Raw genomic sequence first — 20298 nt, 5'->3', positions numbered from 1 at the left:
TCTCCCCTTGTTATCAAGGGACTGCTCGGGCACTGGCGCCATATGCGAATCGTTCTCATTACCGCGCTGGTCCTTGCCACGCCCCTTCCCCTGTCCGCCCGGGAAGCACCGCTCCGTACCGAGGAGACCCGTTGGGCCTTCGAAACGAGCGACGTGCCGGTCGATCCCGATTTCCGCTTCGGCCGCCTGACCAACGGCATGCGCTATGTGATCCGCCACAATGCAACGCCCGCCGGAACCGCCGTGGTGCGGATGGAAGTCGCCGCCGGCTCGCTGGACGAACAGGAAGCCGAACAGGGCTTCGCGCACTTCGTCGAACATATGGCCTTCAACGGCAGCAAGCGCGTGCCCGAAGGCCAGATGATCCCCCTGCTGGAACGGGACGGCCTCGCTTTTGGGGCCGATACCAACGCCTCGACCAATTTCGAGCGTACGATCTACAAGCTCGACCTGCCGCGCAACGACGCCAAGTTGCTGGACACCGCGCTCATGCTGATGCGCGAAACGGCAAGCGAACTGACCATTTCACAAGGCGCGATAGACCGCGAGCGCGGCGTGATTCTCTCGGAAATGCGCGACCGCAATACTTTCGGCCTGCGCAACAGCATTGATTCCACGCACTTCTTCTATCCGCAGGCGCTCTACGGCAGCCGTTTCCCGATCGGCACGGTCGCCACGCTCAACGGCGCGAATGCGGCGAACCTGCGCGCTTTCTACGAGCGCGAATATGTGCCCGCACATGTCACGCTGGTCATCGTCGGCGATTTCGACACTGCCGCCGTCGAGGCCGGCATCACCCGCCACTTCGCTGACTGGACCGGCGGCCCGGCCGAGGTCCAGCCCGACCCCGGCCCGGTTGCCTCGAAGGATCGCGACCGCACCGGAATATGGATCGATCCGGCGCTGTCGGAACGCCTCGTGATCCAGCGCAACGGCGATTGGCTGGACGAACCCGACAGTATCGCCCAGCGGCGCGAGAACCTGCTGCGCTCCATCGGCTATTCCATCGTCAATCGCCGTCTCCAGCGCCTGTCGCGCAGCGCCACGCCGCCGTTCCGCGGTGCCGGGTTCGGAACCGGAGACGTTTTCGAGACCGCCCGCTCGACGCGCCTCATCATCGACAGCGTCGACGGCAAATGGGCCGATGGCGTAACCGCAACCGCACAGGAATATCGCCGCGCCCTCGCTCACGGGTTCAGCGCGGCGGAAGTGGCCGAGCAAGTGGCGCAGCTCCGTACTTCGATGGTCAATGCCGCCGGCTCTGCCAACACCCGCAGCAACGCGGCGCTTGCCGGCATTGCACTGTCGGTGGTCGAGGACCGGGTCGTGCCTTCCACGCCCGCCTCGGCACTTGAGCGATTCGAAACCTTCGCGCCTGCCATCACGCCCAAAGCGGTGCTGGCCGCGCTCAAGCGGGAGGCGCTCGCTCTCGACAGGCCACTCATCCGTTTCGAAGGCCGCAAGGCTCCCGAAGGCGGAGAACAGGCCATCCGCGCCTCATGGCTCAGCGCGATGCGCGGCCCCGTACCCCGGGAAGCGGACCAATCCGTGACGGAATTCGGCTACACCGATTTCGGCACGCCCGGCACCATCGTCAGCGACAGGCGCGACCCCCTGCTCGGCATTCGCGAATTGCGCTTCTCGAACGGCGTCATGCTGAACCTCAAGCCCACCGAGCTTGAAAAGGACCGCATCCGCGTCAGCCTTTCCATCGACGGCGGCGACATGCTCGACACCCGGGAGAACCCGCTCGCCACCGAAATGGTCGGCTGGCTCGACAAAGGCGGCCTCGGCAAGCACAGCCGCGACGAACTCGATACGATCATGGCCGGCCATACGCTGGGCTTCGGCCTTGGCAATGGCGCCGCCAGTTTCGATGCCGAAACCGCGACCACCCCGCGCGATCTCGAATTGCAACTACAACTGCTAACCGCACTCATGACCGATCCCGGCTACCGTGCCGAAGGCGAAGTCCAGTACCGCCAGCAGGTCAACAACAGCTTCGCCCAGCTTCGCGCAACCCCGGCTTCGGCAATGGGCGCGGACCTCGGCAGGATCCTGTCAGACAACGATCCGCGCTTCAGCCTTCAGCAGGTGGACGACTATCGCCACCTCACTTACGGCAAGCTGCGCGACACCATCTCCGAACGCCTCGCCCACGGCGCCGTCGAACTGGCGCTAGTAGGTGACTTCGACGAGGACAAGGCCATCGCGGTGGTCGCGCGAACGCTGGGCGCCCTGCCCGCCCGCGAGGCCGCCTTTCGTCCCTACGCGGATCAGCCGCCGCGCACCTTCACGGCTGACCGCAAGCCCCGCGTGCTGCGCCATACCGGCCCTGCCGACCAGGCGCTGCTTCGCCTGACCTGGCCCACCCGCGACGATTCCGACCCGCTGGACGCGCTGAAGCTGCAAATGCTCGAACGCGTCGTCCGCATCGAACTGACCGACAGCCTTCGCGAAGTGCTCGGCAAGGCTTACTCACCCTCTGCCGGCAGTTCGCTCTCGCACTACTGGAAGGGCTACGGCACCTTCACGATCAGCGCCTCGATCGACGTGGCCGACGTGCCCGCAAGCCGCGAAGCCATCGGGAAAGTCGCCCGCGAACTGCGGCTCGCCCCCGTCAGCGATGACGTGCTGCAACGTGCCCGCGCGCCTCTGCTCGAAGCCTATCAGAATGCGCTCAAGGGCAACGGCGGCTGGCTTTCCCTGGTGGACCGCGCCCAGACCCAGGCCGACCGCATCGAACGCTTCACCAAGGCCCGCGACCGTCTGCTGACGATCACTCCGGCCGATGTCCAGGCCATGGCGCAGCGCTATCTCGATCCCGCCATGGGGCTGGAGGTCCTGGCCCTGCCCGAAGGCGTGGAAGCGCCCGCAAAGTAAGGGGCGCGTAAGCACGCGTGCGGAGGACGAGGCTTGATGGACCGCCCCTCAAGCCTCGCCTCGGTTTTTGTTCGCTTACCTCGCGTGATTGGGGCGTGTCGGCCGCCCCGTCCGCTCCGCCCATTCGACGATCAGATCGTCGTAGAGGTTCTGGTCGATCAGATCGTATTTCTCCGGGAAGTTGGTGAAGGCCGCCATCGCGCTCTTCACGCGCCGGTCTCCATCAGTTCGCGCGCCATGGCGAGGTGGCCGACGGCCGCCGAAACCCAGCCCCAGCCGGTCGAGAGCGTGAAACCCGTATCCGGAAGGTTGAAGCCCAGCGTGCAGACCGGGATCGGCATGTGCGGGATCACTTCGGCCTGCTGCTCGGGCGGGGCGCTGGCGAAGACGATGGCATCGGCCCCTGCCTCGGCATAAGCCTTGCCGCGCCGGATCGCCTCCTCGATCGAGCCCGTACCGCCCCCGCCATTGGCGCTGGTATAGAGCTCGTCGCAGCGGGCGATGATGACGAGCCCGGAATCGCCCCGTGCCTTTACGCCGGCCTCGATGCGAAGCTGCATGTCCTCAATCGAACAGAGACCGTTGGCATGCTTGGAATGCTTGGGATTGACCTCATCCTCGACGTGATAACCCGCGACGCCCGCGGCCACGTACCTTCGCGTGAAATGATAGGCATCGGCCACGGTTTCGCCCAGGGTATCGGCATCCACGATCAGGGGAATGTCGATGGCCTGCGCGATCCGGCCCGACTGTTCGATCATTTCGACCTGCGAGAAGATGCCATTGTCTGGCACCGCGTAGTGGAAGGCGGAGCAGGCATGTCCGCCAAGATAGGCCGCCTTGAACCCGACATGCTGCACCGCGCGCCCGGTCAGCGCGGAATAGGCCTCGGCTGCCACGAAATGCTCTCCGCTTTCGATCAGCGCGCGCAGTTTCTCACCCGGTGTCGGCATCGTCCTCATCTCCCGTCCTCGCGGCCCGTTCCGAGCGGCGCCTTCATCGCAGAGGGCTCGCATGATCGGAGGGCACCGGCAAGCGGAGCGGGCATCGCCGCCGCGTTCATCGTTCCCACGAACAAGGCACGCGGCCGCGCCGAAGCCCAGCCGCGTGCAGTTTTGCAGGCAGGAACTGCCGGCAGGCCGCGAGGGAGCGGCTGCCGGAACCGGAGCGATCAGAAGTTGACGGTGCCCTCCACGCCGAAGGTGCGCGGCGGATTGAAGTTTCCGTAAGCACCCAGGGTATTCGCGTTGGCGTAGGATAGGCGATAGATGTGCGTTTCGTTGAGCAGGTTGCGGCTCCAGACGGAGACGGTCAGCCTGGTTCCGTTGTCGCTCATCGGAATATCGGCAAGCGCGATGCGGCCGTTCACGATGAAGCTGGACTGAGCCTTCACGGCCTCGTCCTCGAAGGTGTACTGGCGGCCGGAATAAGCTGCATCCAGATGGAACTGCACGCTCTCGTCGCCGCTGCCGACCGGTATCGTGTAGTCGATGAAGCCGGATGCAGCATGCCTCGGCGTGTAGACGATGAAGACATTCTGGTAGACCGGATTGGTAGCGGAACCGAGGAACGGGTTCAGCGTCTTGGGCACCTTGGTGTAAGTGTAGGCATAGGACGCGCCGAGCGAGAGGTTGCTCGTCGGGTGGATGTTCAGTTCCGCTTCGAGCCCGCGGATCTTCGTGGTGCCCGGTGCATTGAGCGTCTCCTGCGTGTGCAGGTTGAAATACGGGCTGTTGGGATCGATGTTGACGTTGTCGAAATCGACCTGCGTGCCGTCACGGTCCATGATGTAGCCGGCAAGGTTCAGGCGCACCTTGCGATCGAGGAACATCATCTTGGCGCCGACTTCGTAGGAATTCACGGTTTCCGGCCCGAAGGCGTCAAACGTCTGCGAACGGTCGTTGGCGCCGCCGGCCCGATAGCCGGTCGCATACTTGGCGTAGAGGTTGATGTCCTGCGTGGCGTCCCAGGCCAGCGTCACCATCGGGTCGAAACGGTCCTTCCGGTAATGGAAGCCGTAATCGACCACGGCGCCGTTCACCATGTCCAGCACACCGTCACGCTTGTCATGCGTGAAGCGGCCGCCCGCCGTCAGGTGAACCTGGTCGAGACCGGCGGGCGTGTAGGTCGCCTGGGCGAAAGCGGCGATGCTCTGCGCCTTCGCGCGGCTATCTCGCTGGAGGAACAGCGAAGAGTCGTCCCAGCCCTGGTTGCCCGAGGTTACCGTGCCGGTGACGCTGGGGCTGAGGATGGTGTAGCCGCTGCCATCCGCATTCCACTGGTTCGAACTGGGCGTCGCGGCATATTCGCTGGCGTGTTCGTTGTAGTAGAAGGCGCCCGCCACGAAATCGAGATGCGGCAGGCTGCCGACGATCTGCAGTTCCTGGCTGAACTGGTTCTGGTCGAGGAACGAGAGCGAGTAGCGGCCGAACTTGGCATTCGGGAGGAAAACCGAGCGATGGGCACCGCCGGAATTGTCATACTGGTCGGTATGAACCTCACGCCATGCCGTGATCGAGCGCAGCGTCAGGTTCGCCCCCAGATCGTAGCTGAGATTGCCCATCACGCCCTGTGTCTTGTCCACGCTGGGCTGCTGCGGCACGCCGATGTCGGCGGTCTTCATGCGCTTGTCGCCACTGACCTGCACGAGCGGTGAAAGCGGGGCAATCGTGCCGCTGGGCAGCTTGCCGCCATTGGCCGCGATCTGCGCCAGCGTGGCAACCGGCAGGTTGTTTGGATTGTAGTTGATGAGCTGGCTGTACATCGGCGTGTTGTCATCACGCGACTTGTCGAACGAGATGTTCGCGGTCAGCCCCTCGAACGGCTTCCACTGGGCCTGGATACGGCCACCCACGCGGTCGTAGTAGTTCCAGCCCGTCTGCCCGGCGAGCGGGTTCTTCACCGTGGCGTCCTGGTGCTGGTAAACGCCGTCGACCTTGATCGAGATGTTGTGGAATTCGGGGAAGTCGATGTGCGCTTCGCCATTGCGCTGGCCGTAGTTGCCGATGCCGGCCTCCACCCGGCCGCCAAATTCGCCGGTCGGCGCCTTGGTGACGATGGACAGCGCGCCGCCTTCCGTATTGCGGCCGAACAACGTGCCCTGCGGCCCGCGCAGCACTTCGATGCGCTGCACATCGAACAGCGCCGCATTCAGTCCCTGCTGGCGGCCGAGGTACACGCCGTCAAGGTAGACGCCCACGCCCTGGTCACGCGCGGTCTGGTTTGCGTCGAAGGGCACGATGCCGCGAATACCGACAGTAAGCGCCGACTGGCGCGCCTCGAACGTGGCGACGCGCAGCGACGGCAGGTTCCGCTGGCAAGGTCGATCAGGCTCTGGACGTGCTGCTTCTCGATATCCGCGCTGCCGATGACGGCAATCGCGATCGGCGTCTTCTGGAGATCGGTCTCGCGCTTGGTGGCGGTGACGATGATCGGCACCGAGGCATCACTTTCGGCGGCCGCAGCGCTTGTTGCTGCTTCGTCAGCGAAAGCGGCGACCGGCGCCTGGCTCAACGCGACGATGCTGCACGTAGCCGCCAGACGGATGGCGTGGCGAATCATGTAAAACTCCCTGAAATGCTTTGCTTTCCGCCTTGCAGTCGCGGCAAGGGGCTCGCCCGTCGGGGCGACAGGGAGGCTGACTAAGCGCGGCCCGCGTCACATCCATGTTGCTTTCTTGTAATTTTTTTGACGTGATTGTGACGGCCAAACATGACAAATTTGACACGTGAATGGCAGCCGATGTGGCACTATGTGGGCGGATCACTCCTGTTGAAACCCGGGACACCATGATCAAATCTGGCGACATCGTGCTGACTTCGGGCGACCTTGCCCATGTCAGCGCCGTTCGTGACAGCTTCCTCTCCTTCGAGGCGGAAGTGACGAATGCCACCGACCTTTGCGTACGTATTTCGAAGGCACCGACCTGGGTCTTCCTGGACTGGCTTCTGCCTGAAATGTCGGGACTTCAGCTGTGCGGCCTGCTGCGCGACCGTATTCACGACCACCCGCTCCACGTGACCATGATCCTGCCCGAACCTGACCAGCGCGCCCAGGCACGCGCGCTGGATGCGGGGGCGGATGACTACCTGATTGGGCCGCTTACCCCGGCCGCTCTCGTTCGGCGCCTGCGAATCTACCAGCCGGCCGCAGCCGCGCGGAAGGAAACTCCGGCGATCCAGATCGGCGATCTCCTGATCCAGCCCGACTCGCATCTGACGCGCTACAAGGGTCTGGTCGTGCCCCTGCAATCCAACGAGCAGCGCCTGCTCAATCATTTCGCACGAAACCCCAACCGGGTGTTCACGCGCGGCGAACTGATCGGCGTGCTTGGCAAAAGCGTGGACGTCTGCGACGAACGCACCGTGGATTCGTGGGTCAGCCGCCTGCGCCGAAAGCTGCGCTCGATGCAGGTGCCCCACCTGCCCCGCACCGTCCGCTCGTTCGGCTACGTCTTCGACAGCGCAGAAGCCTGAAGCCCGACGCCGAACGACGTCAGAGGCTTTCGAGAGCCGGGATCAGTTCGTCGAAATGATCGATCACCACCGTCGCGCCCAGTTCGCTGGCCGGCTTGTCGTTGAAGCCGAAGCTGACCGCGACGCAGGGCAGCCCCGCCGCCGCCGCCGCGCCCGTATCGTAAGTGGTGTCCCCCACGAAAGCGGCCCTGACGGCACCGGAACGGCCGCTCCCCGCGCGCTCCAGCATGAGATCGATGAGGTCGGGTTTCGGTTTGGCCCGCCCGGGGCCCAGCGTGTCGCCGCCGATCACCGTGAAGAAATGATGAGAAAGCCCCATTTCCGCGAAGATCTTCACCGCCAGACGTTCCAGCTTGTTTGTGACGACCGCCAGCTTGACCCCCCGCTCCGCCAGTCCCCTGAGCATCGCTTCGCCGCCGGGATAGAGCCGCGTCTCCACGGCGATATGGTCGGCATAGTAAGCGATCAGCTCATGATGCAGTTCGTCGAGCCGTTCCTCGGAAACCGGGCCGCCGGTAACGTCCAGCCCCTTCGCGAGCATCTTCCTCGCGCCGCCGCCGACCAGATCGCGCACCTCGCTCACGGGAATGGCTGGCCGCCCCTCGATCGAGAGCGCATGATTGAGCGCCACCGCAAGGTCTCCAAGCGAATCAAGCAGGGTTCCGTCGAGGTCGAAACCGACGATGTCGAAGGGAAAGTCTGTCATCCCCCCCTCAGTGGCTTCCCGATGTGGAAACCGCAACAATTTGCTGGCAAGTGATACACATGGTCGAACAATCCACGCCTCTCGCAATCGTCGTCCTCGCCGCCGGCAAGGGCACCCGCATGAAGAGCGATCTCCACAAGGTGCTCCATCCCATCGCGGGCCGTCCCATGCTCGAACACCTGCTGGACAGCGCCGCCGCACTGGCACCGCAGCGGCAGGTCGTCGTCGCGGGCCATGGACGCGAACAGCTTGAGCGGGCTCTCGGCAGCCGCGCGACAATCGCCGTTCAGGAACCGCAACTCGGCACCGGCCACGCAGTGCAGCAGGCCGAAGCGGCGCTGGCCGGCTTTTCCGGCGACGTGCTGATCCTTTACGGTGACGTGCCTTTCGTCAGCACCGAAACGATGCAGGCCATGATCCATCGCCTTCATGCCGAGGATTCGCCCGCCGTCGTCGTGCTCGGTTTCGAGCCGGAAGACCCGCTTCAATACGGCCGCGTCCTCGCTCATGACGACGGGCGCATTGCCATGATGGTCGAATACAAGGACGCGAGTGAGGAACAGCGAGCCTGCCGACTGTGCAATTCGGGCCTGATGGCGGTAAAGTCCGCCGACCTGTTCGGCCTGCTTGCCCGCGTCGGGAATGAAAACGCCCAGGGCGAATACTACCTCGTGGACATCGTCAACGTGGCGACACTCGACGGGCAGTCGTGTGCTGTCATCGTCACCCCCGATCCGGGCGAAGTGGGCGGCATCAACAGTCGCGGCGAACTGGCCGAGGCCGAAGCGCGCTGGCAATCCCGCCGCCGTATCGCCGCCATGGCCGACGGCGCCACCCTGATCGCGCCGGAAACCGTGTTTTTCGCCTGGGACACGAATCTCGGCCGAGATGTGACCGTCGAACCCAACGTAGTCTTTGGCCCGGGCGTCACGGTGGCGAACGACGTGATCATCCACGCATTCTCGCACCTTGAAGGCGCCACGATCGAAACCGGCGTCTCGGTCGGCCCTTATGCGCGCCTTCGCCCCGGCACCGTCCTGCGCGAGGGCTCGAAGGTCGGCAATTTCGTCGAGATCAAGAACGCCGAACTGGGCGAAGGCGCGAAGGCCAATCACCTCACTTACGTTGGCGACGCAACGGTAGGCGCCAGCGCCAATCTCGGCGCAGGTACGATCACCTGCAACTATGACGGCTATTTCAAGCACCGCACCGTTATTGGCGAGCGCGCCTTCATCGGCTCCAACAGCGCCCTTGTCGCCCCGGTCAGGATCGGCGCGGATGCCATCGTTGCCGCGGGCAGCACCGTCACCCGCGATGTGGCTGATGGCGAGCTTCGCCTCGTCCGCGGCGAGCAGCTGGTCAAGCCGGGCTGGGCCGACCGTTTCCACGATGCCATGAAAAAGAAGAAGGCCGAAAAGTCAGCAGGCTGATACGAAAACGGGCGGTTCAGCACCGCCCGTTTCAAGATTTGCAGTGCTTGCGAAAGGTCAGGCGCCGATGGCCTTCTTCTGGGCAATGAAATCCAGTTCGCTCTTGGCTCCCGCATTGGCGGGATCATATTCCAGCGACTGGCGGAATAGCTTCTGCGCTTCGTCGAGCTGACCCATCTCGATCTTGTTGTAGCCCATGCCGCGAAGAGCGCGGGCGGCGACCGAGGCGTCGTCACCCTTGGTGTCCTTGTCGACGATTTCCCATGCATGGGAGAACAGATCGTAGGACCGTTGCCATTCCCGGCGCGACTTGAACAGTTCTGCATATTCGTTGGCGAAGTGGGCATTATCGGGCGCGAGTTCGGTAGCACGGCGCAGTTCGGCTTCCGCAAGGTCGCCGCGTCCAAGATCGACCAGCGCAAAGCCCTTTCCGAAGTGTGCATCGCAAACCGCGCTGCTCACGATCACGGCCTTGCCCGCAGCAACAGACCCTTCAGCCGCTTCCGACTGGCAGAGCCGCGGACGGACGTCACCGGTCAGCGCCTGTTCGCTCGCGAGGATCACCGAATCGAACATCTTTACCGCCTGCGCAGGCTTGCCGGCACGAATCAGCGCGAAGCCTTTGCTGACGCCGTTCTGGCTTTCGATGTGGAGCGCGGTGTTCACCACCGCCCCGCCGCCACCGATGTCGCGCGCGAATGCAGGCCCGGTGCTGGCCACGGCGGCAAGCCCGATGAAAACAAATGAAACCGACTTCATGGTGAAGTGCATCGGCGTTATCCTCTCCAGGAACACCGATCGCGCACCGATCTTTGCCGGGCGATTTTCGTCGGAACAGTGTTCGTCGAACTGCGTAGACTATCCAACGGGCGCGGTTTGACAAGAACTTTCACGAAACCCAGATAGCGGTCACCGAATCTTTCCCGTCCACCGGAGTATCCATGCCGAACAATCCCTGGAGCCACAGCCGCAATTCCGCGATCGCCGACGATGTCGACTTCGAAATCAAGGGTGCGGAACTCCAGTTCGTCGAGATCGAACTGGACCCGGGCGAAAGCGCGGTAGCGGAAGCGGGCGCGATGGTCTGGAAGGATTCGTCGATCGCCATGTCCACCGTGTTCGGCGACGGTTCCGAACAACAAGGCAGCGGCTTCATGGGCAAGCTGCTTGGCGCGGGCAAGCGCCTCGTCACGGGCGAGAGCCTGTTCACCACCGTATTCACGCACGAAGGACGCGGCAAAGCCCGCGTCGCCTTCTCCGCGCCGATCCCCGGTTCGATCGTGCCGATCAAGCTAGACGAGGTGGACGGCCGCCTGATCTGCCAGAAGGATGCCTTCCTCTGCGCGGCGCGCGGCGTCTCGATCGGTGTTCATTTCCAGCAGAAGATCATGACCGGCCTGTTCGGCGGGGAAGGCTTCATCATGCAGCGCCTCGAAGGTGACGGCTGGGTCTTCGTGCAAATGGGCGGCACCGTTATCGAGCGCACGCTGGAAGCGAGCGAGGAACTCCACATCGACACCGGCTGCGTCGCCGCCTTCACGTCCGGCGTGGATTTCGACCTGGTGCGTGCAGGTTCGGTGAAATCGATGATCTTCGGCGGCGAAGGGGTGTTCTTCGCCCGCCTGCGCGGCCCGGGGAAAGTGTGGATCCAGTCGCTGCCGTTCTCGCGCCTCGCCGGGCGCATGATGGCCGCCGCCGTACCCTATGGCGGACAGAACCGCGGCGAGAGCACGCTGCTCGGCCTCGGCGCCGTTGGCGGAATCGGGGCCCTGCTCAGCGGCGACGACTGATCGCTTCGGATTACATCCGATAACCCATCCGCTTTGCACACATTACCAAGCCTTCATGGTGGCGCCACAAACGCCAACCATTATCGGTGTATGGGCAAGGCAGTTTCGGCTCGAACAAGGTAACGCAAGCGCAATGTGTGGAATCATCGGCATCGTCGGCAAGGAAGAAGTCGCGGATCGGCTCGTCGACGGACTGCGCCGCATGGAATATCGCGGTTATGACAGCGCGGGCGTCTGCACGGTCGAAAACGGCCAGCTGATCCGCCGCCGCGCGCAGGGCAAACTGGTGAACCTCGTTGACGAGCTGGCCCGCGATCCCGCGCCGGGCCTGATCGGCATCGCTCACACCCGCTGGGCCACGCATGGCGCGCCCACCGCCGTCAACGCCCACCCGCATGCGACCGAACACCTTGCCCTCGTCCACAACGGCATCATCGAGAACTTCAAGCCGCTGCGAGAAGCCCTCGAAGCGCGCGGTCGCAGGTTCGAGAGCCAGACCGATACCGAAGTTGTGGCGCATCTCGTTTCCGAGCAGGTCGAAGCGGGGCTCTCCCCGCAAGAGGCGGTGAAGGTCGCGCTGCCGCAACTTCGCGGCGCCTTCGCGCTCGCGATCGCTTTCCGCCAGCATCCTGACCTTCTGATCGGCGCCCGCCTCGGCTCGCCGCTGGTCGTCGGTTACGGCGAGGGAGAAACCTACCTCGGCTCCGACGCCCTCGCCCTCGCCCCGCTGACCCAGCGCATCACTTATCTCGACGAAGGCGACTGGGTCGTCATCACCCGCGAGGGCGCGCAGATCTTCGATGCCGACAATAATCCGGTGGAGCGCGAGATCGTCTCCTCCGGCGCCTCGGCCGTCGCCATCGAGAAGGGCAATTACCGCCACTTCATGCAGAAGGAGATTTTCGAGCAGCCGACCGTGGTGGCGCAGACCCTGCGCAGCTACATCCACCAGGTGGACCAATCGGTCGCCCTGCCGCAGATCGATTTCGACCTTTCGGCCATCAAGCGCATCACCATCGTCGCCTGCGGCACCAGCTTCTACGCCGGCATGGTAGCGAAATACTGGATCGAGACCTTTGCGCGCCTGCCCGTCGATATCGATGTGGCCTCCGAATTCCGCTACCGCGACCCGGTTCTGGAGCCGGGCGGCCTTGCCCTTTTCATCTCGCAGTCCGGCGAAACCGCAGACACGCTCGCCGCACTGAAGCACTGCAAGGCGGCCGGGCAGACCATCGCCGTCGTCGTCAACGTGCCCACCAGCACGATGGCGCGCGAGGCCGATCTGCTGCTGCCTACCCATGCCGGCCCGGAAATCGGCGTCGCTTCCACCAAGGCCTTCTCCTGCCAGCTCGCCGTGCTCGCCGCCCTGGCGGCGCATCTCGCGGTAAAGCGCGGACGGATGGACCGGAATGAGGAAATGGAAGTCGTCCATCACCTCCTGCAGACACCCGCCAGCCTCAACGCGGCGCTCGCTTTCGACGAAGAGATCGCCGCCATGGCACATCTCATCGCGCCGGCCCGAGACGTGCTCTACCTCGGCCGCGGGCCGGACTATCCGCTTGCCCTCGAAGGCGCGCTGAAGCTCAAGGAAATCAGCTACATCCATGCCGAGGGCTATGCCTCTGGCGAGATGAAGCACGGCCCCATCGCCCTTATCGACGAAGCCGTGCCGGTGATCGTGCTCGCCCCCTCCGGACCGCTGTTCGAGAAGACGGTAAGCAACATGCAGGAAGTGCGCGCACGCGGCGGCAAGGTCGTGCTGATTTCCGACGCCGAGGGCATCGCGGAGGCAGGCGAAGGCTGCATCGCCACGATCGAAATGCCGCGCGTCCACCCGCTGATCGCGCCGCTGGTCTATGCCGTACCGGTTCAGCTCCTTGCCTATCACGTCGCCTGCGTGAAGGGCACCGACGTCGACCAGCCTCGCAACCTCGCAAAGAGCGTCACCGTCGAATAACCCGCGCGGCGGTGACCGCTTATGCTTTACCTAGTAATAACCCTTTGCCCGATATAGGCTGAAGGCGTGAATAAGCGGTCACTCCCCACCAAGGCCCTTCCCCGGGAGTTGCCTGTTCTCGCCGTTCTCGGTTTTACCGAACCCGCGGAAGGGGATTGGGCTCGTCTGCGTGGCATCCAGTATTCCAGCCTCGGCCGCGCGCCGCTTGCACGCGTCTTGACGCAGCTGGCGGCCATGGCTGCCGCGGCCGCCCTGCTTCTGCCCCATGTCCATCCGGCGGCGGTCGCCTGCTGGGCCATGCTGGTCTGCTTGACCACCTGGCACGGTGCCCGCATCGGACGAACGATGGCCGATGCGGATAGCCGTCCTCGCCACCGGGGAGAAGCTCGCGCGCAGATCGTCAGCACGGCTGCGAAGTGTCTGGTCTGGGCCATCCCGGTGTGCGGTTTCGGGCCGTTCGTCGATCCGCAAGTCCAGATCAAACTCTGGACCGTGCTGGCCATGCTGATGACCGCCTGTGCCGTGCTGATCCCGGGCTTCCCGCTCACGACCCTGCTTTTCATCGCCATTGTCGGCGGTTCCGCCATCGCCTCCTTCCTTGCCGCCGGGCTCTACGACATCGCGCTTATCGCCTCGGCTTTCATCGCCGTGGTCGTTGCGGGGACGATCCAGTCCGCCAGGCAGTACCTGACCGGCAAGCTGGCTGAGGCTGGGATGGTCGAACGGGACGAAGTGGTCTCGCTCTTGATAAGCGAATCCGAGGAAGGTCACGGCGACTGGGCCTGGCAGATCGACCCTTCACGCCGCCTCCGCGCCGTTTCACGCCGACTCGCCGGGGCGCTCGACAGGACTGCGGAAGAGCTTGAGGGGGTACCGTTCCTCCAACTGCTGGCTGGTCCAAGCTGGGAAACCGGCGAATTTCCGGCGAGCCTTCACGAACTTGCCGAACGGCTGAAACGCCGTGAGAGCTTCTCGAACCTGCTCGTCCGCGTCTCGGTGGGCGGGAGGCCGCGCTGGTGGGACCTTTCAGGAGATCCCAAGCTCGACGCGAACGGCCGGTTCGACGGTTTCCGCGGCAACGGCACCGATGTGACCGAGGCTCGGGAGAATTCGGACAAGATCGCCTGGCTTGCGCGCTACGATCCCCTGACCGGGCTTCCCAATCGCCTGATGCTCACCGAAGCCCTGGATGGAGCGCTTGCCTACGCAGCGCAGTGGCGCACGCGTTGCGCCTTCCTCATGATCGACCTCGACCGCTTCAAGGCCGTGAACGAGACCCTGGGGCACCATGTCGGCGACCAGTTGCTGGCGCGCGTATCGGAGCGCCTGAAGGAACAGATGACCGATCGCGAAGTCTGCGGCCGCCTAGGCGGGGACGAGTTCGCGGTCGTCATTCGCGATGCATCGGACCTCGACTACGTGCGGCGCGTCGCGCAGCGCATCATCCAGAGTCTTTCCCAGCCCTACCAGGTCGACCACCACACTCTCTTCGTGGGCGCATCGGTAGGCTCGGCGATCGGCCCGCGCGACGGCGCAACCGTCGAAACCCTGATGCGCAACGCCGATCTCGCGCTCTATCGCTCCAAGGACGAGGGCGGCAACGCACACTTCACTTACGAACCCGTGCTCCACGCCCATGCCGAGGAACGGCGCAAGCTGGAATTCTCGCTCCGATCGGCGGTGGAACGCAAGGAATTCGCGCTCCACTACCAACCGGTCGTCGATGCCGGAAGCGAAGCCGTCGTCAGCTTCGAGGCGCTCCTGCGCTGGAACAGCAAGGAGCATGGCTTCGTCAGCCCGGCCAAGTTCATTCCCCTCGCCGAAGATACGCGTCTTATCGTGCCGATCGGCGAATGGGTGCTTCGGGAGGCTTGCCGCGAGGCAATGAACTGGCCGGATCATGTCCGCGTTGCCGCCAATGTGTCGGGCGAACAATTGCTCGACGCCAACTTCGTCACCAGCGTGGTCTCTGCGCTGACGCAAAGCGGACTTCCCGCCGCCAGGCTCGAACTGGAAGTGACCGAGAGCATCTTCCTACGCGACGCCACGCTCGCCCGCGCCGCGCTGGAGCAGGTCATGGCACTGGGCTGCAAGGTCGCCCTCGACGATTTCGGCACCGGCTATTCCTCGCTCGGCTACCTGCGCAAGCTCCGCTTCTCGACCATCAAGATCGATCGCTCCTTCGTGCAGGGCGCCGCCACCGGCAACCCGGAAAGCCTGGCGATCATCCGTGCCGTCGTCGCCATGGCCGACAGCCTCGGCATGTCGACCACCGCCGAAGGCACGGAAACCGAGAAGGAGGTGGAGATGATCCGCAAGCTCGGCTGCCGCAAGATCCAGGGCTACTTCTTCGGCCGCCCGATGTCGGCCGCGGACGCCGGCGCGCTGTTCCGCAACCGCGCCTACTCCGCCGCCTGAAATTCCAGAAAGCCCAACGAAAAGGAGCGGGAAAGGCATGCCCCTCCCCGCTCCCGATCTTTCCCGATTGGGCAAACCTTCGATAGTCGGTCCGCAGCGGGTCCTGCAATCGCCGGACCCGCCCTGGCGGCCGCTTAGGCGCCGACCATGCCGCGAATCGCGCTTTCGAACAACGCGCGGCCATCCGTGCCCCCGTGCGTCGCCTCGATCGCTCGCTCCGGGTGCGGCATCATGCCCAGCACGTTGCCGGCGGCATTGAGCACGCCGGCGATCTGACGGGCCGAACCGTTGACGTCCTCGGCATAGCGGAAAGCCACGCGGCCCTCGCCCTCGAGACGGTCGAGCGTTTCGTCGTCGGCATGATAGTTGCCGTCATGGTGAGCGACCGGAACGCGGATATGCTGGCCGGTCTCGTATCCGGAGGTGAACAACGACTGCGCGTTCTCCACCTTGAGCGACACTTCGCGGCACACGAACCGGATGCCCGAATTGCGCAGCAGGGCGCCCGGCAGGAGGCCGCTTTCGGTCAGCACCTGGAAGCCGTTGCAAACGCCGAACACCGGCACGCCGCGATTGGCGGCCTCGATCACCGCCTGCATGACCGGCGAACGCGAAGCGATCGCGCCGCAGCGAAGGTAGTCACCATAGGAGAAGCCGCCGGGCAGGCCGATGAAGTCGAGCCGTTCGGGAAGTTCTGCATCACCGTGCCAGACGCGGATGCACTCGTTCCCCGAAACCTTTTCCAGCGCCACCGCCAGATCGCGGTCGCAGTTGGAGCCCGGGAACGTGACGACAGCGGAGCGGAAAGCCATCAGGCGACCTTCTCGATGCGGTAGTTCTCGATCACCATGTTGGCGAGGAGCTTCTTGCACATGTCGTCGATCGCTTCGTCGCTGACCGATTCTTCGACATCGAGTTCGAAGAGGCGGCCGGCGCGCACATCGTTGACACCGTCGAAGCCGAGGCCTTCGAGCGAATGGTGGATCGCCCGGCCCTGCGGGTCGAGAACACCGGGCTTGAGGCTGACGTGGACGCGGACTTTCATCGCAGGGCCTTTCGCTAAAGCAGCGCAGATTCGTTTCATGCGCCTATGGCCTCGCGAACGCTCCGGGGCAACCCGTGAGGAGGCCAAACCGTGCCACCTTTGCAATTGAAGGGGCTCGCGCAACCTGCCATTCCCGGCTGATGCAGTCCTTCATCTCCTTTGCCGATCAGGTTGCCGTGGTTACCGGAGCGGGCCACGGCCTTGGCCGGGCCTATGCCCTCGAACTCGCGCGGCGCGGTGCGAAAGTCGTCGTCAACGACCTTGGCACGGCGCTTGACGGCTCGGGGCATTCCGATTCCGCGCTTGCCGTCGTCGAAGAAATCCGCGCGCTCGGCGGCGAGGCCATGGCCGATGGCGGGGACGTTTCGGACTTCGCGCAAATGGAAGCCATGGCCGCACGCGCCAGGGAGGCGTGGGGCGGCATCCATGTTCTCATCAACAATGCCGGAATCCTGCGCGACCGCACTTTCGCCAAGATGGACATGGCCGATTTCGAACGGGTCGTAAGGGTCAATCTGCTAGGCAGTGCTTATGCGACCAAGGCCGTGTGGGAAATCATGCGAGAGCAGAACTATGGCCGCGTACTCATGACGACGAGTTCCAGCGGTCTCGGCGGCAACTTCGGCCAGGCCAACTACGGAGCGGCAAAGCTCGGCGTTCTGGGCCTTGCGCGTACGCTTCGCATGGAAGGGGCGAAGTACGGCATCCGCGTCAATTCGCTTGCCCCCACCGCCGGTACGCGGATGACCGCGGACATCTTCCCCGACGAAGCCTACTCAGCGTTCCGCCCCGAAGCCGTCGTGCCCGCCGCACTGTTTCTCGTATCGAAGGACGCCCCCAATGACGCCATAGTCGGCGCAGGGGGCGGTGTCTGCCAGAGCGCTTTCGTCACAATGAATGACGGCATTCTGCTTGGCGAGGACAACCTTTCCGTAGAAGGGTTCGCCTCAGCCTGGCCCAGGATTGCCGACCGCAGCGGTGACAGCGTGCTGGAAACGGGCATGGAACAGGCCCAGCACGCTCTCTCCCTGCTGCTGAAAACCCAAGGTTAAATTCCCGAAGCCCAAATTGTAACCCAGTTGACGTCGCGCTTGCCGCAGGGCAGCCTCCCGTGAGGTGCGACGGGGGAATACTGGAACATGCGGGGGCATATCACGCCGCAAGCTAACGCGCGGCTGGCGACTTATTCGATCTTCACCCAACTGGCAGCAGCAGCTTATGTCGTTGCCCTGATCATCGCGATTGTCGCGCTGGCCTGGGCCGAATACAGGCGGCAAATCGGCTATATCGAGCTCGGCGACCCGAAGATGGTTCCCTTCGTGATCGCGGGCTTGGCGATTATCGCCGGTCTGGTCACTTTCATCGTAGCCATGATCGCCTTCCTGCTCTGGTTTCACAAGGCCATCGCCAACCTCCATGCTGTCGGGCTCGCCGGCCTTCGCGCGCGGCCGGTCTGGTCCGGCGCCAGTTTCTTCGTTCCGGTGGCGCAGCTCTTCGTGCCGTTCCTGGCCATGCGCGAACTGTGGAACCGCAGCCACGGAGAAGACGAGTACCAGTCGCGCACCGGCGTCACGCAAGTGGCGATCTGGTGGATGAGCTTCGTCACCGGTTCCTTGCTGGTGTTCTTCGTGACCGGCCTCGGGCTGTTCAACCTCGTTTCGCCGGTGAAATTCATCGCGCCCAGTCTGCTCAACCTTTCGCTCATGCTCTCAGGGCTTGTCTTCTGGTGCGTGGCTGCTGCCGGCCTCGTGGTGATCCTGCGCGCAATCACCCTCGCGCAGGCCACGCTCATGGACGAAAAAACCGTCTTTGCCTGAACGACAATCCTTCCCGAAAGTAGCTTCATCATGCCCGAAACCGCGCTTTCCGATGGAATCGCCTCGCTCGCCCGCCGTACCTCGTGGTACGGGTTCTGCTGTGCTGCCACATCGGAACCACCGGGCTGACCCTCGCGGCCATAGCAGCTTCGCTCGCCAGGGGTGCCGCCCCGGAAAGCCCGCTGGCGATTTTCGCCGCCACAGGTACCGTCGCCGTCCTGGCCGTCTATCTGGTCTGCGCAGTCGCGGTGTCGCTTTGGATCCACAGGGCCCATGCGAATCTCTTCGCGGCCGGGATGGAAGGCCTGGAATTCTCGCCCGGGTGGTCCGTCGGCTACTTCTTCATTCCGATAGCCTGCCTGTTCAAGCCATTCGAAGCGATGAGAGAGTTGTGGAACCGGAGCCACCTGCATGGCCATGATGCAGACCAGCCTACCGATCCGCGCCTGGTCGTCTGGTGGACCTGCATGATCGCCGGTACTGTCGCAGGAACGCTCCTGTCATTCAGCATAAGCGCACCGCCGGCAGGCGCCGTGCTGACCTGCATCCTTTATGCCTTGCGAATTGTCGCCGCCGGATCCCTGCTTGCGATTGTCAACGGCGTAGCCCGCGCGCAGGAGGCGGATCTGGACATGCATCACGCATTCGCCTGACCGCATAGGAGCCCCTGAGGCTCAGTCTTCCACCACTTTCAGCAGCTTGCGCTCCAGCGGGCTGAGCACGCCGGCCAATTCATGTCCGCGCTTCAGGATTTGCCCGGCCTCGCCGAACAGTGTCCACATTCCCTGTTTCGTACGCAGCGAAGGGCGCTTCTCGATTCGGGCCTGCGGACGCTCGGCAGCGCGGCGGAAGGCAGAGAAGTTGGCGGCCTCCTTGCCGAAATCCATCGCATAATCGCGCCACATGCCTGCTGCCACCATGCGGCCGTAAAGATCGAGAATGCGCTGGAGTTCGAGCCGGTCGAACCCGATCTGCAAGGGCGTGCGGCCGGGAAAGGCCAAGACGCTGCCGGTACTGGAATTCGCGCCTGCGGGGCCTGACACCATTCGGTTCAGACGCCCTTCACGGCCGGCTCGGCCTGCGGCTCATCCTCGCGCGCATGCATCAATTCGGCCACTTGCGCGCGCAGGGCGGCAATCTGCTCCTCCAGCTCGTCGATCCGCTGGTTGCCCACCGGCTCGCACGGTTCCTTGCAGGGCGTGCCGTAAGGCATGAAGTCCTTCGCGTAAGTTTCCGCCTTCACCAGCGTGGAGCGCGCCTTGACGCCGATCATCGTCGCGCCTTCGGGCACGTCCTCGGTCACGACGGCACTGGCGCCGACACGTGCGCGCCTGCCCACCGTTACCGGGCCGATGATCTGCGCGCCGGAGCCTACGATCACATTGTCGAGCAAAGTCGGGTGGCGTTTGCCGCCCTTGCCGTTGGTGGGGTTGGAACCGCCCAGCGTGACGCACTGGTAGATCGTCACATTGTCGCCGATCTCGGCCGTTTCGCCGATGACGGTGAAGCCATGGTCGATGAAGAAGTTCTTCCCGATGGTGGCGCCGGGATGAATGTCGATCGCGGTCAGGAAGCGGGAGATGTGATTCACCACGCGGGCCAGGAAGAACAGGTCCGCACGGAACAGGCGATGCGCGATCTTGTGAAAGAACAGCGCCCACACGCCCGGATAGAGCAGGACTTCCCAGCGTGAACGCGGCGCAGGGTCACGCGCGACGACGGAGTCCAGGTAGCGGACAAGATTACCCAGCATCGCGCGAATCTCCCATCAATCGGC

General features: G+C 64.1%; 17 protein-coding genes and 1 pseudogene. 9 read left to right on the top strand and 9 right to left on the bottom strand.

Annotated features, from left to right (window positions below):
• Positions 1 to 42 precede the first annotated feature (42 nt).
• Complete coding sequence (locus ADT71_RS25115) at positions 43 to 2883, top strand: pitrilysin family protein (protein WP_054441307.1); 2841 nt, start codon at positions 43 to 45, stop codon at positions 2881 to 2883.
• A gap of 75 nt (positions 2884 to 2958) precedes the next feature.
• Here the strand turns inward: ADT71_RS25115 and ADT71_RS35185 are convergent, their stop codons facing one another.
• From ADT71_RS35185 to ADT71_RS25105, 3 genes and pseudogenes are all read right to left on the bottom strand, one after another.
• Positions 2959 to 3093, bottom strand: coding sequence for a hypothetical protein (locus tag ADT71_RS35185; RefSeq protein WP_255351692.1), 135 nt, complete (start codon positions 3091 to 3093; stop codon positions 2959 to 2961).
• Positions 3090 to 3836 carry an oxaloacetate decarboxylase gene (locus ADT71_RS25110; RefSeq protein WP_231636172.1) on the bottom strand — a complete coding sequence of 249 codons (747 nt, stop codon included), beginning with the start codon at positions 3834 to 3836 and terminating at the stop codon, positions 3090 to 3092. Before ADT71_RS25110 ends, ADT71_RS35185 begins: the two co-directional genes overlap by 4 nt.
• A gap of 218 nt (positions 3837 to 4054) precedes the next feature.
• Positions 4055 to 6444 (bottom strand): annotated as a pseudogene (locus ADT71_RS25105) (TonB-dependent receptor).
• Between the two features lie 227 nt (positions 6445 to 6671).
• Here ADT71_RS25105 and ADT71_RS25100 point away from each other — a divergent pair.
• Positions 6672 to 7358: a response regulator transcription factor gene (locus tag ADT71_RS25100; protein ID WP_054441306.1), complete on the top strand. Its 687-nt coding sequence runs from the start codon at positions 6672 to 6674 to the stop codon at positions 7356 to 7358.
• 19 nt (positions 7359 to 7377) lie between these two features.
• Here ADT71_RS25100 and ADT71_RS25095 read toward each other — a convergent pair whose 3' ends face one another.
• Positions 7378 to 8064 carry an HAD hydrolase-like protein gene (locus ADT71_RS25095; protein ID WP_054441304.1) on the bottom strand — a complete coding sequence of 229 codons (687 nt, stop codon included), beginning with the start codon at positions 8062 to 8064 and terminating at the stop codon, positions 7378 to 7380.
• A 59-nt stretch (positions 8065 to 8123) separates the two neighbouring features.
• On the opposite strand from ADT71_RS25095, the gene glmU reads away from it, so the two are divergent.
• Positions 8124 to 9494 (top strand): bifunctional UDP-N-acetylglucosamine diphosphorylase/glucosamine-1-phosphate N-acetyltransferase GlmU, encoded by a 1371-nt coding sequence (glmU, locus tag ADT71_RS25090; protein WP_054441302.1) that lies wholly within the window; start codon positions 8124 to 8126, stop codon positions 9492 to 9494.
• Positions 9495 to 9551: 57 nt separating this feature from the next.
• Here glmU and ADT71_RS25085 read toward each other — a convergent pair whose 3' ends face one another.
• On the bottom strand, positions 9552 to 10265 hold the full coding sequence (locus ADT71_RS25085; RefSeq protein WP_132469462.1) for a diguanylate cyclase: 714 nt from the start codon (positions 10263 to 10265) through the stop codon (positions 9552 to 9554).
• 170 nt (positions 10266 to 10435) lie between these two features.
• On the opposite strand from ADT71_RS25085, the gene ADT71_RS25080 reads away from it, so the two are divergent.
• The 3 genes from ADT71_RS25080 to ADT71_RS25070 all read left to right on the top strand — a co-directional run bounded on the left by ADT71_RS25080 (position 10436) and on the right by ADT71_RS25070 (position 15659).
• A complete protein-coding gene (locus ADT71_RS25080) occupies positions 10436 to 11284 on the top strand; it encodes a TIGR00266 family protein (protein ID WP_054441300.1) in 849 nt (282 codons plus the stop codon).
• A gap of 133 nt (positions 11285 to 11417) precedes the next feature.
• Positions 11418 to 13241, top strand: a complete 1824-nt coding sequence (glmS, locus tag ADT71_RS25075) for a glutamine--fructose-6-phosphate transaminase (isomerizing) (RefSeq protein ID WP_054441298.1) — start codon at positions 11418 to 11420, stop codon at positions 13239 to 13241.
• Between the two features lie 66 nt (positions 13242 to 13307).
• Positions 13308 to 15659, top strand: a complete 2352-nt coding sequence (locus ADT71_RS25070) for a bifunctional diguanylate cyclase/phosphodiesterase (protein ID WP_054441295.1) — start codon at positions 13308 to 13310, stop codon at positions 15657 to 15659.
• Positions 15660 to 15793: 134 nt separating this feature from the next.
• On the opposite strand, the gene purQ is transcribed toward ADT71_RS25070, so the two are convergent.
• Positions 15794 to 16471, bottom strand: coding sequence for a phosphoribosylformylglycinamidine synthase subunit PurQ (purQ, locus tag ADT71_RS25065; protein ID WP_054441294.1), 678 nt, complete (start codon positions 16469 to 16471; stop codon positions 15794 to 15796).
• A complete protein-coding gene (gene purS / locus ADT71_RS25060) occupies positions 16471 to 16704 on the bottom strand; it encodes a phosphoribosylformylglycinamidine synthase subunit PurS (RefSeq protein ID WP_054441292.1) in 234 nt (77 codons plus the stop codon). Before purS ends, purQ begins: the two co-directional genes overlap by 1 nt.
• A 140-nt stretch (positions 16705 to 16844) precedes the next feature.
• On the opposite strand from purS, the gene ADT71_RS25055 reads away from it, so the two are divergent.
• The 3 genes from ADT71_RS25055 to ADT71_RS25045 all read left to right on the top strand — a co-directional run bounded on the left by ADT71_RS25055 (position 16845) and on the right by ADT71_RS25045 (position 19174).
• On the top strand, positions 16845 to 17756 hold the full coding sequence (locus ADT71_RS25055) for an SDR family NAD(P)-dependent oxidoreductase (RefSeq protein WP_054441290.1): 912 nt from the start codon (positions 16845 to 16847) through the stop codon (positions 17754 to 17756).
• Between the two features lie 87 nt (positions 17757 to 17843).
• Positions 17844 to 18521, top strand: a complete 678-nt coding sequence (locus tag ADT71_RS25050) for a DUF4328 domain-containing protein (RefSeq protein ID WP_054441288.1) — start codon at positions 17844 to 17846, stop codon at positions 18519 to 18521.
• A gap of 83 nt (positions 18522 to 18604) precedes the next feature.
• Positions 18605 to 19174, top strand: coding sequence for a DUF4328 domain-containing protein (locus ADT71_RS25045; protein ID WP_054441286.1), 570 nt, complete (start codon positions 18605 to 18607; stop codon positions 19172 to 19174).
• A gap of 21 nt (positions 19175 to 19195) precedes the next feature.
• Here ADT71_RS25045 and ADT71_RS25040 read toward each other — a convergent pair whose 3' ends face one another.
• Both ADT71_RS25040 and epsC read right to left on the bottom strand, forming a co-directional pair.
• A complete protein-coding gene (locus ADT71_RS25040) occupies positions 19196 to 19567 on the bottom strand; it encodes a DUF2794 domain-containing protein (RefSeq protein WP_054441284.1) in 372 nt (123 codons plus the stop codon).
• Between the two features lie 5 nt (positions 19568 to 19572).
• A complete protein-coding gene (gene epsC / locus ADT71_RS25035) occupies positions 19573 to 20274 on the bottom strand; it encodes a serine O-acetyltransferase EpsC (RefSeq protein WP_054441282.1) in 702 nt (233 codons plus the stop codon).
• Between the last annotated feature and the right edge of the window lie 24 nt (positions 20275 to 20298).

Origin of the sequence: Novosphingobium sp. ST904, from assembly GCF_001298105.1 — a bacterium.
Lineage (GTDB): Bacteria > Pseudomonadota > Alphaproteobacteria > Sphingomonadales > Sphingomonadaceae > Novosphingobium.
Note: the sequence above shows the minus strand (reverse complement) of the source record. Positions and strands in the feature narration are given on the sequence as shown.

Excerpts from the sequence above, each read along its gene's own strand:
- ADT71_RS25115 (WP_054441307.1), top strand. The coding sequence starts at position 43 with ATGCGAATCGTTCTCATTACCGCGCTGGTCCTTGCCACGCCCCTTCCC.
- ADT71_RS25110 (WP_231636172.1), bottom strand. The coding sequence starts at position 3,836 with ATGCCGACACCGGGTGAGAAACTGCGCGCGCTGATCGAAAGCGGAGAG.
- ADT71_RS25100 (WP_054441306.1), top strand. The coding sequence starts at position 6,672 with ATGATCAAATCTGGCGACATCGTGCTGACTTCGGGCGACCTTGCCCAT.
- ADT71_RS25095 (WP_054441304.1), bottom strand. The coding sequence starts at position 8,064 with ATGACAGACTTTCCCTTCGACATCGTCGGTTTCGACCTCGACGGAACC.
- glmU (WP_054441302.1), top strand. The coding sequence starts at position 8,124 with ATGGTCGAACAATCCACGCCTCTCGCAATCGTCGTCCTCGCCGCCGGC.
- ADT71_RS25085 (WP_132469462.1), bottom strand. The coding sequence starts at position 10,265 with ATGCACTTCACCATGAAGTCGGTTTCATTTGTTTTCATCGGGCTTGCC.
- ADT71_RS25080 (WP_054441300.1), top strand. The coding sequence starts at position 10,436 with ATGCCGAACAATCCCTGGAGCCACAGCCGCAATTCCGCGATCGCCGAC.
- glmS (WP_054441298.1), top strand. The coding sequence starts at position 11,418 with ATGTGTGGAATCATCGGCATCGTCGGCAAGGAAGAAGTCGCGGATCGG.
- purQ (WP_054441294.1), bottom strand. The coding sequence starts at position 16,471 with ATGGCTTTCCGCTCCGCTGTCGTCACGTTCCCGGGCTCCAACTGCGAC.
- purS (WP_054441292.1), bottom strand. The coding sequence starts at position 16,704 with ATGAAAGTCCGCGTCCACGTCAGCCTCAAGCCCGGTGTTCTCGACCCG.
- ADT71_RS25055 (WP_054441290.1), top strand. The coding sequence starts at position 16,845 with ATGCAGTCCTTCATCTCCTTTGCCGATCAGGTTGCCGTGGTTACCGGA.
- ADT71_RS25050 (WP_054441288.1), top strand. The coding sequence starts at position 17,844 with ATGCGGGGGCATATCACGCCGCAAGCTAACGCGCGGCTGGCGACTTAT.
- ADT71_RS25040 (WP_054441284.1), bottom strand. The coding sequence starts at position 19,567 with ATGGTGTCAGGCCCCGCAGGCGCGAATTCCAGTACCGGCAGCGTCTTG.
- epsC (WP_054441282.1), bottom strand. The coding sequence starts at position 20,274 with ATGCTGGGTAATCTTGTCCGCTACCTGGACTCCGTCGTCGCGCGTGAC.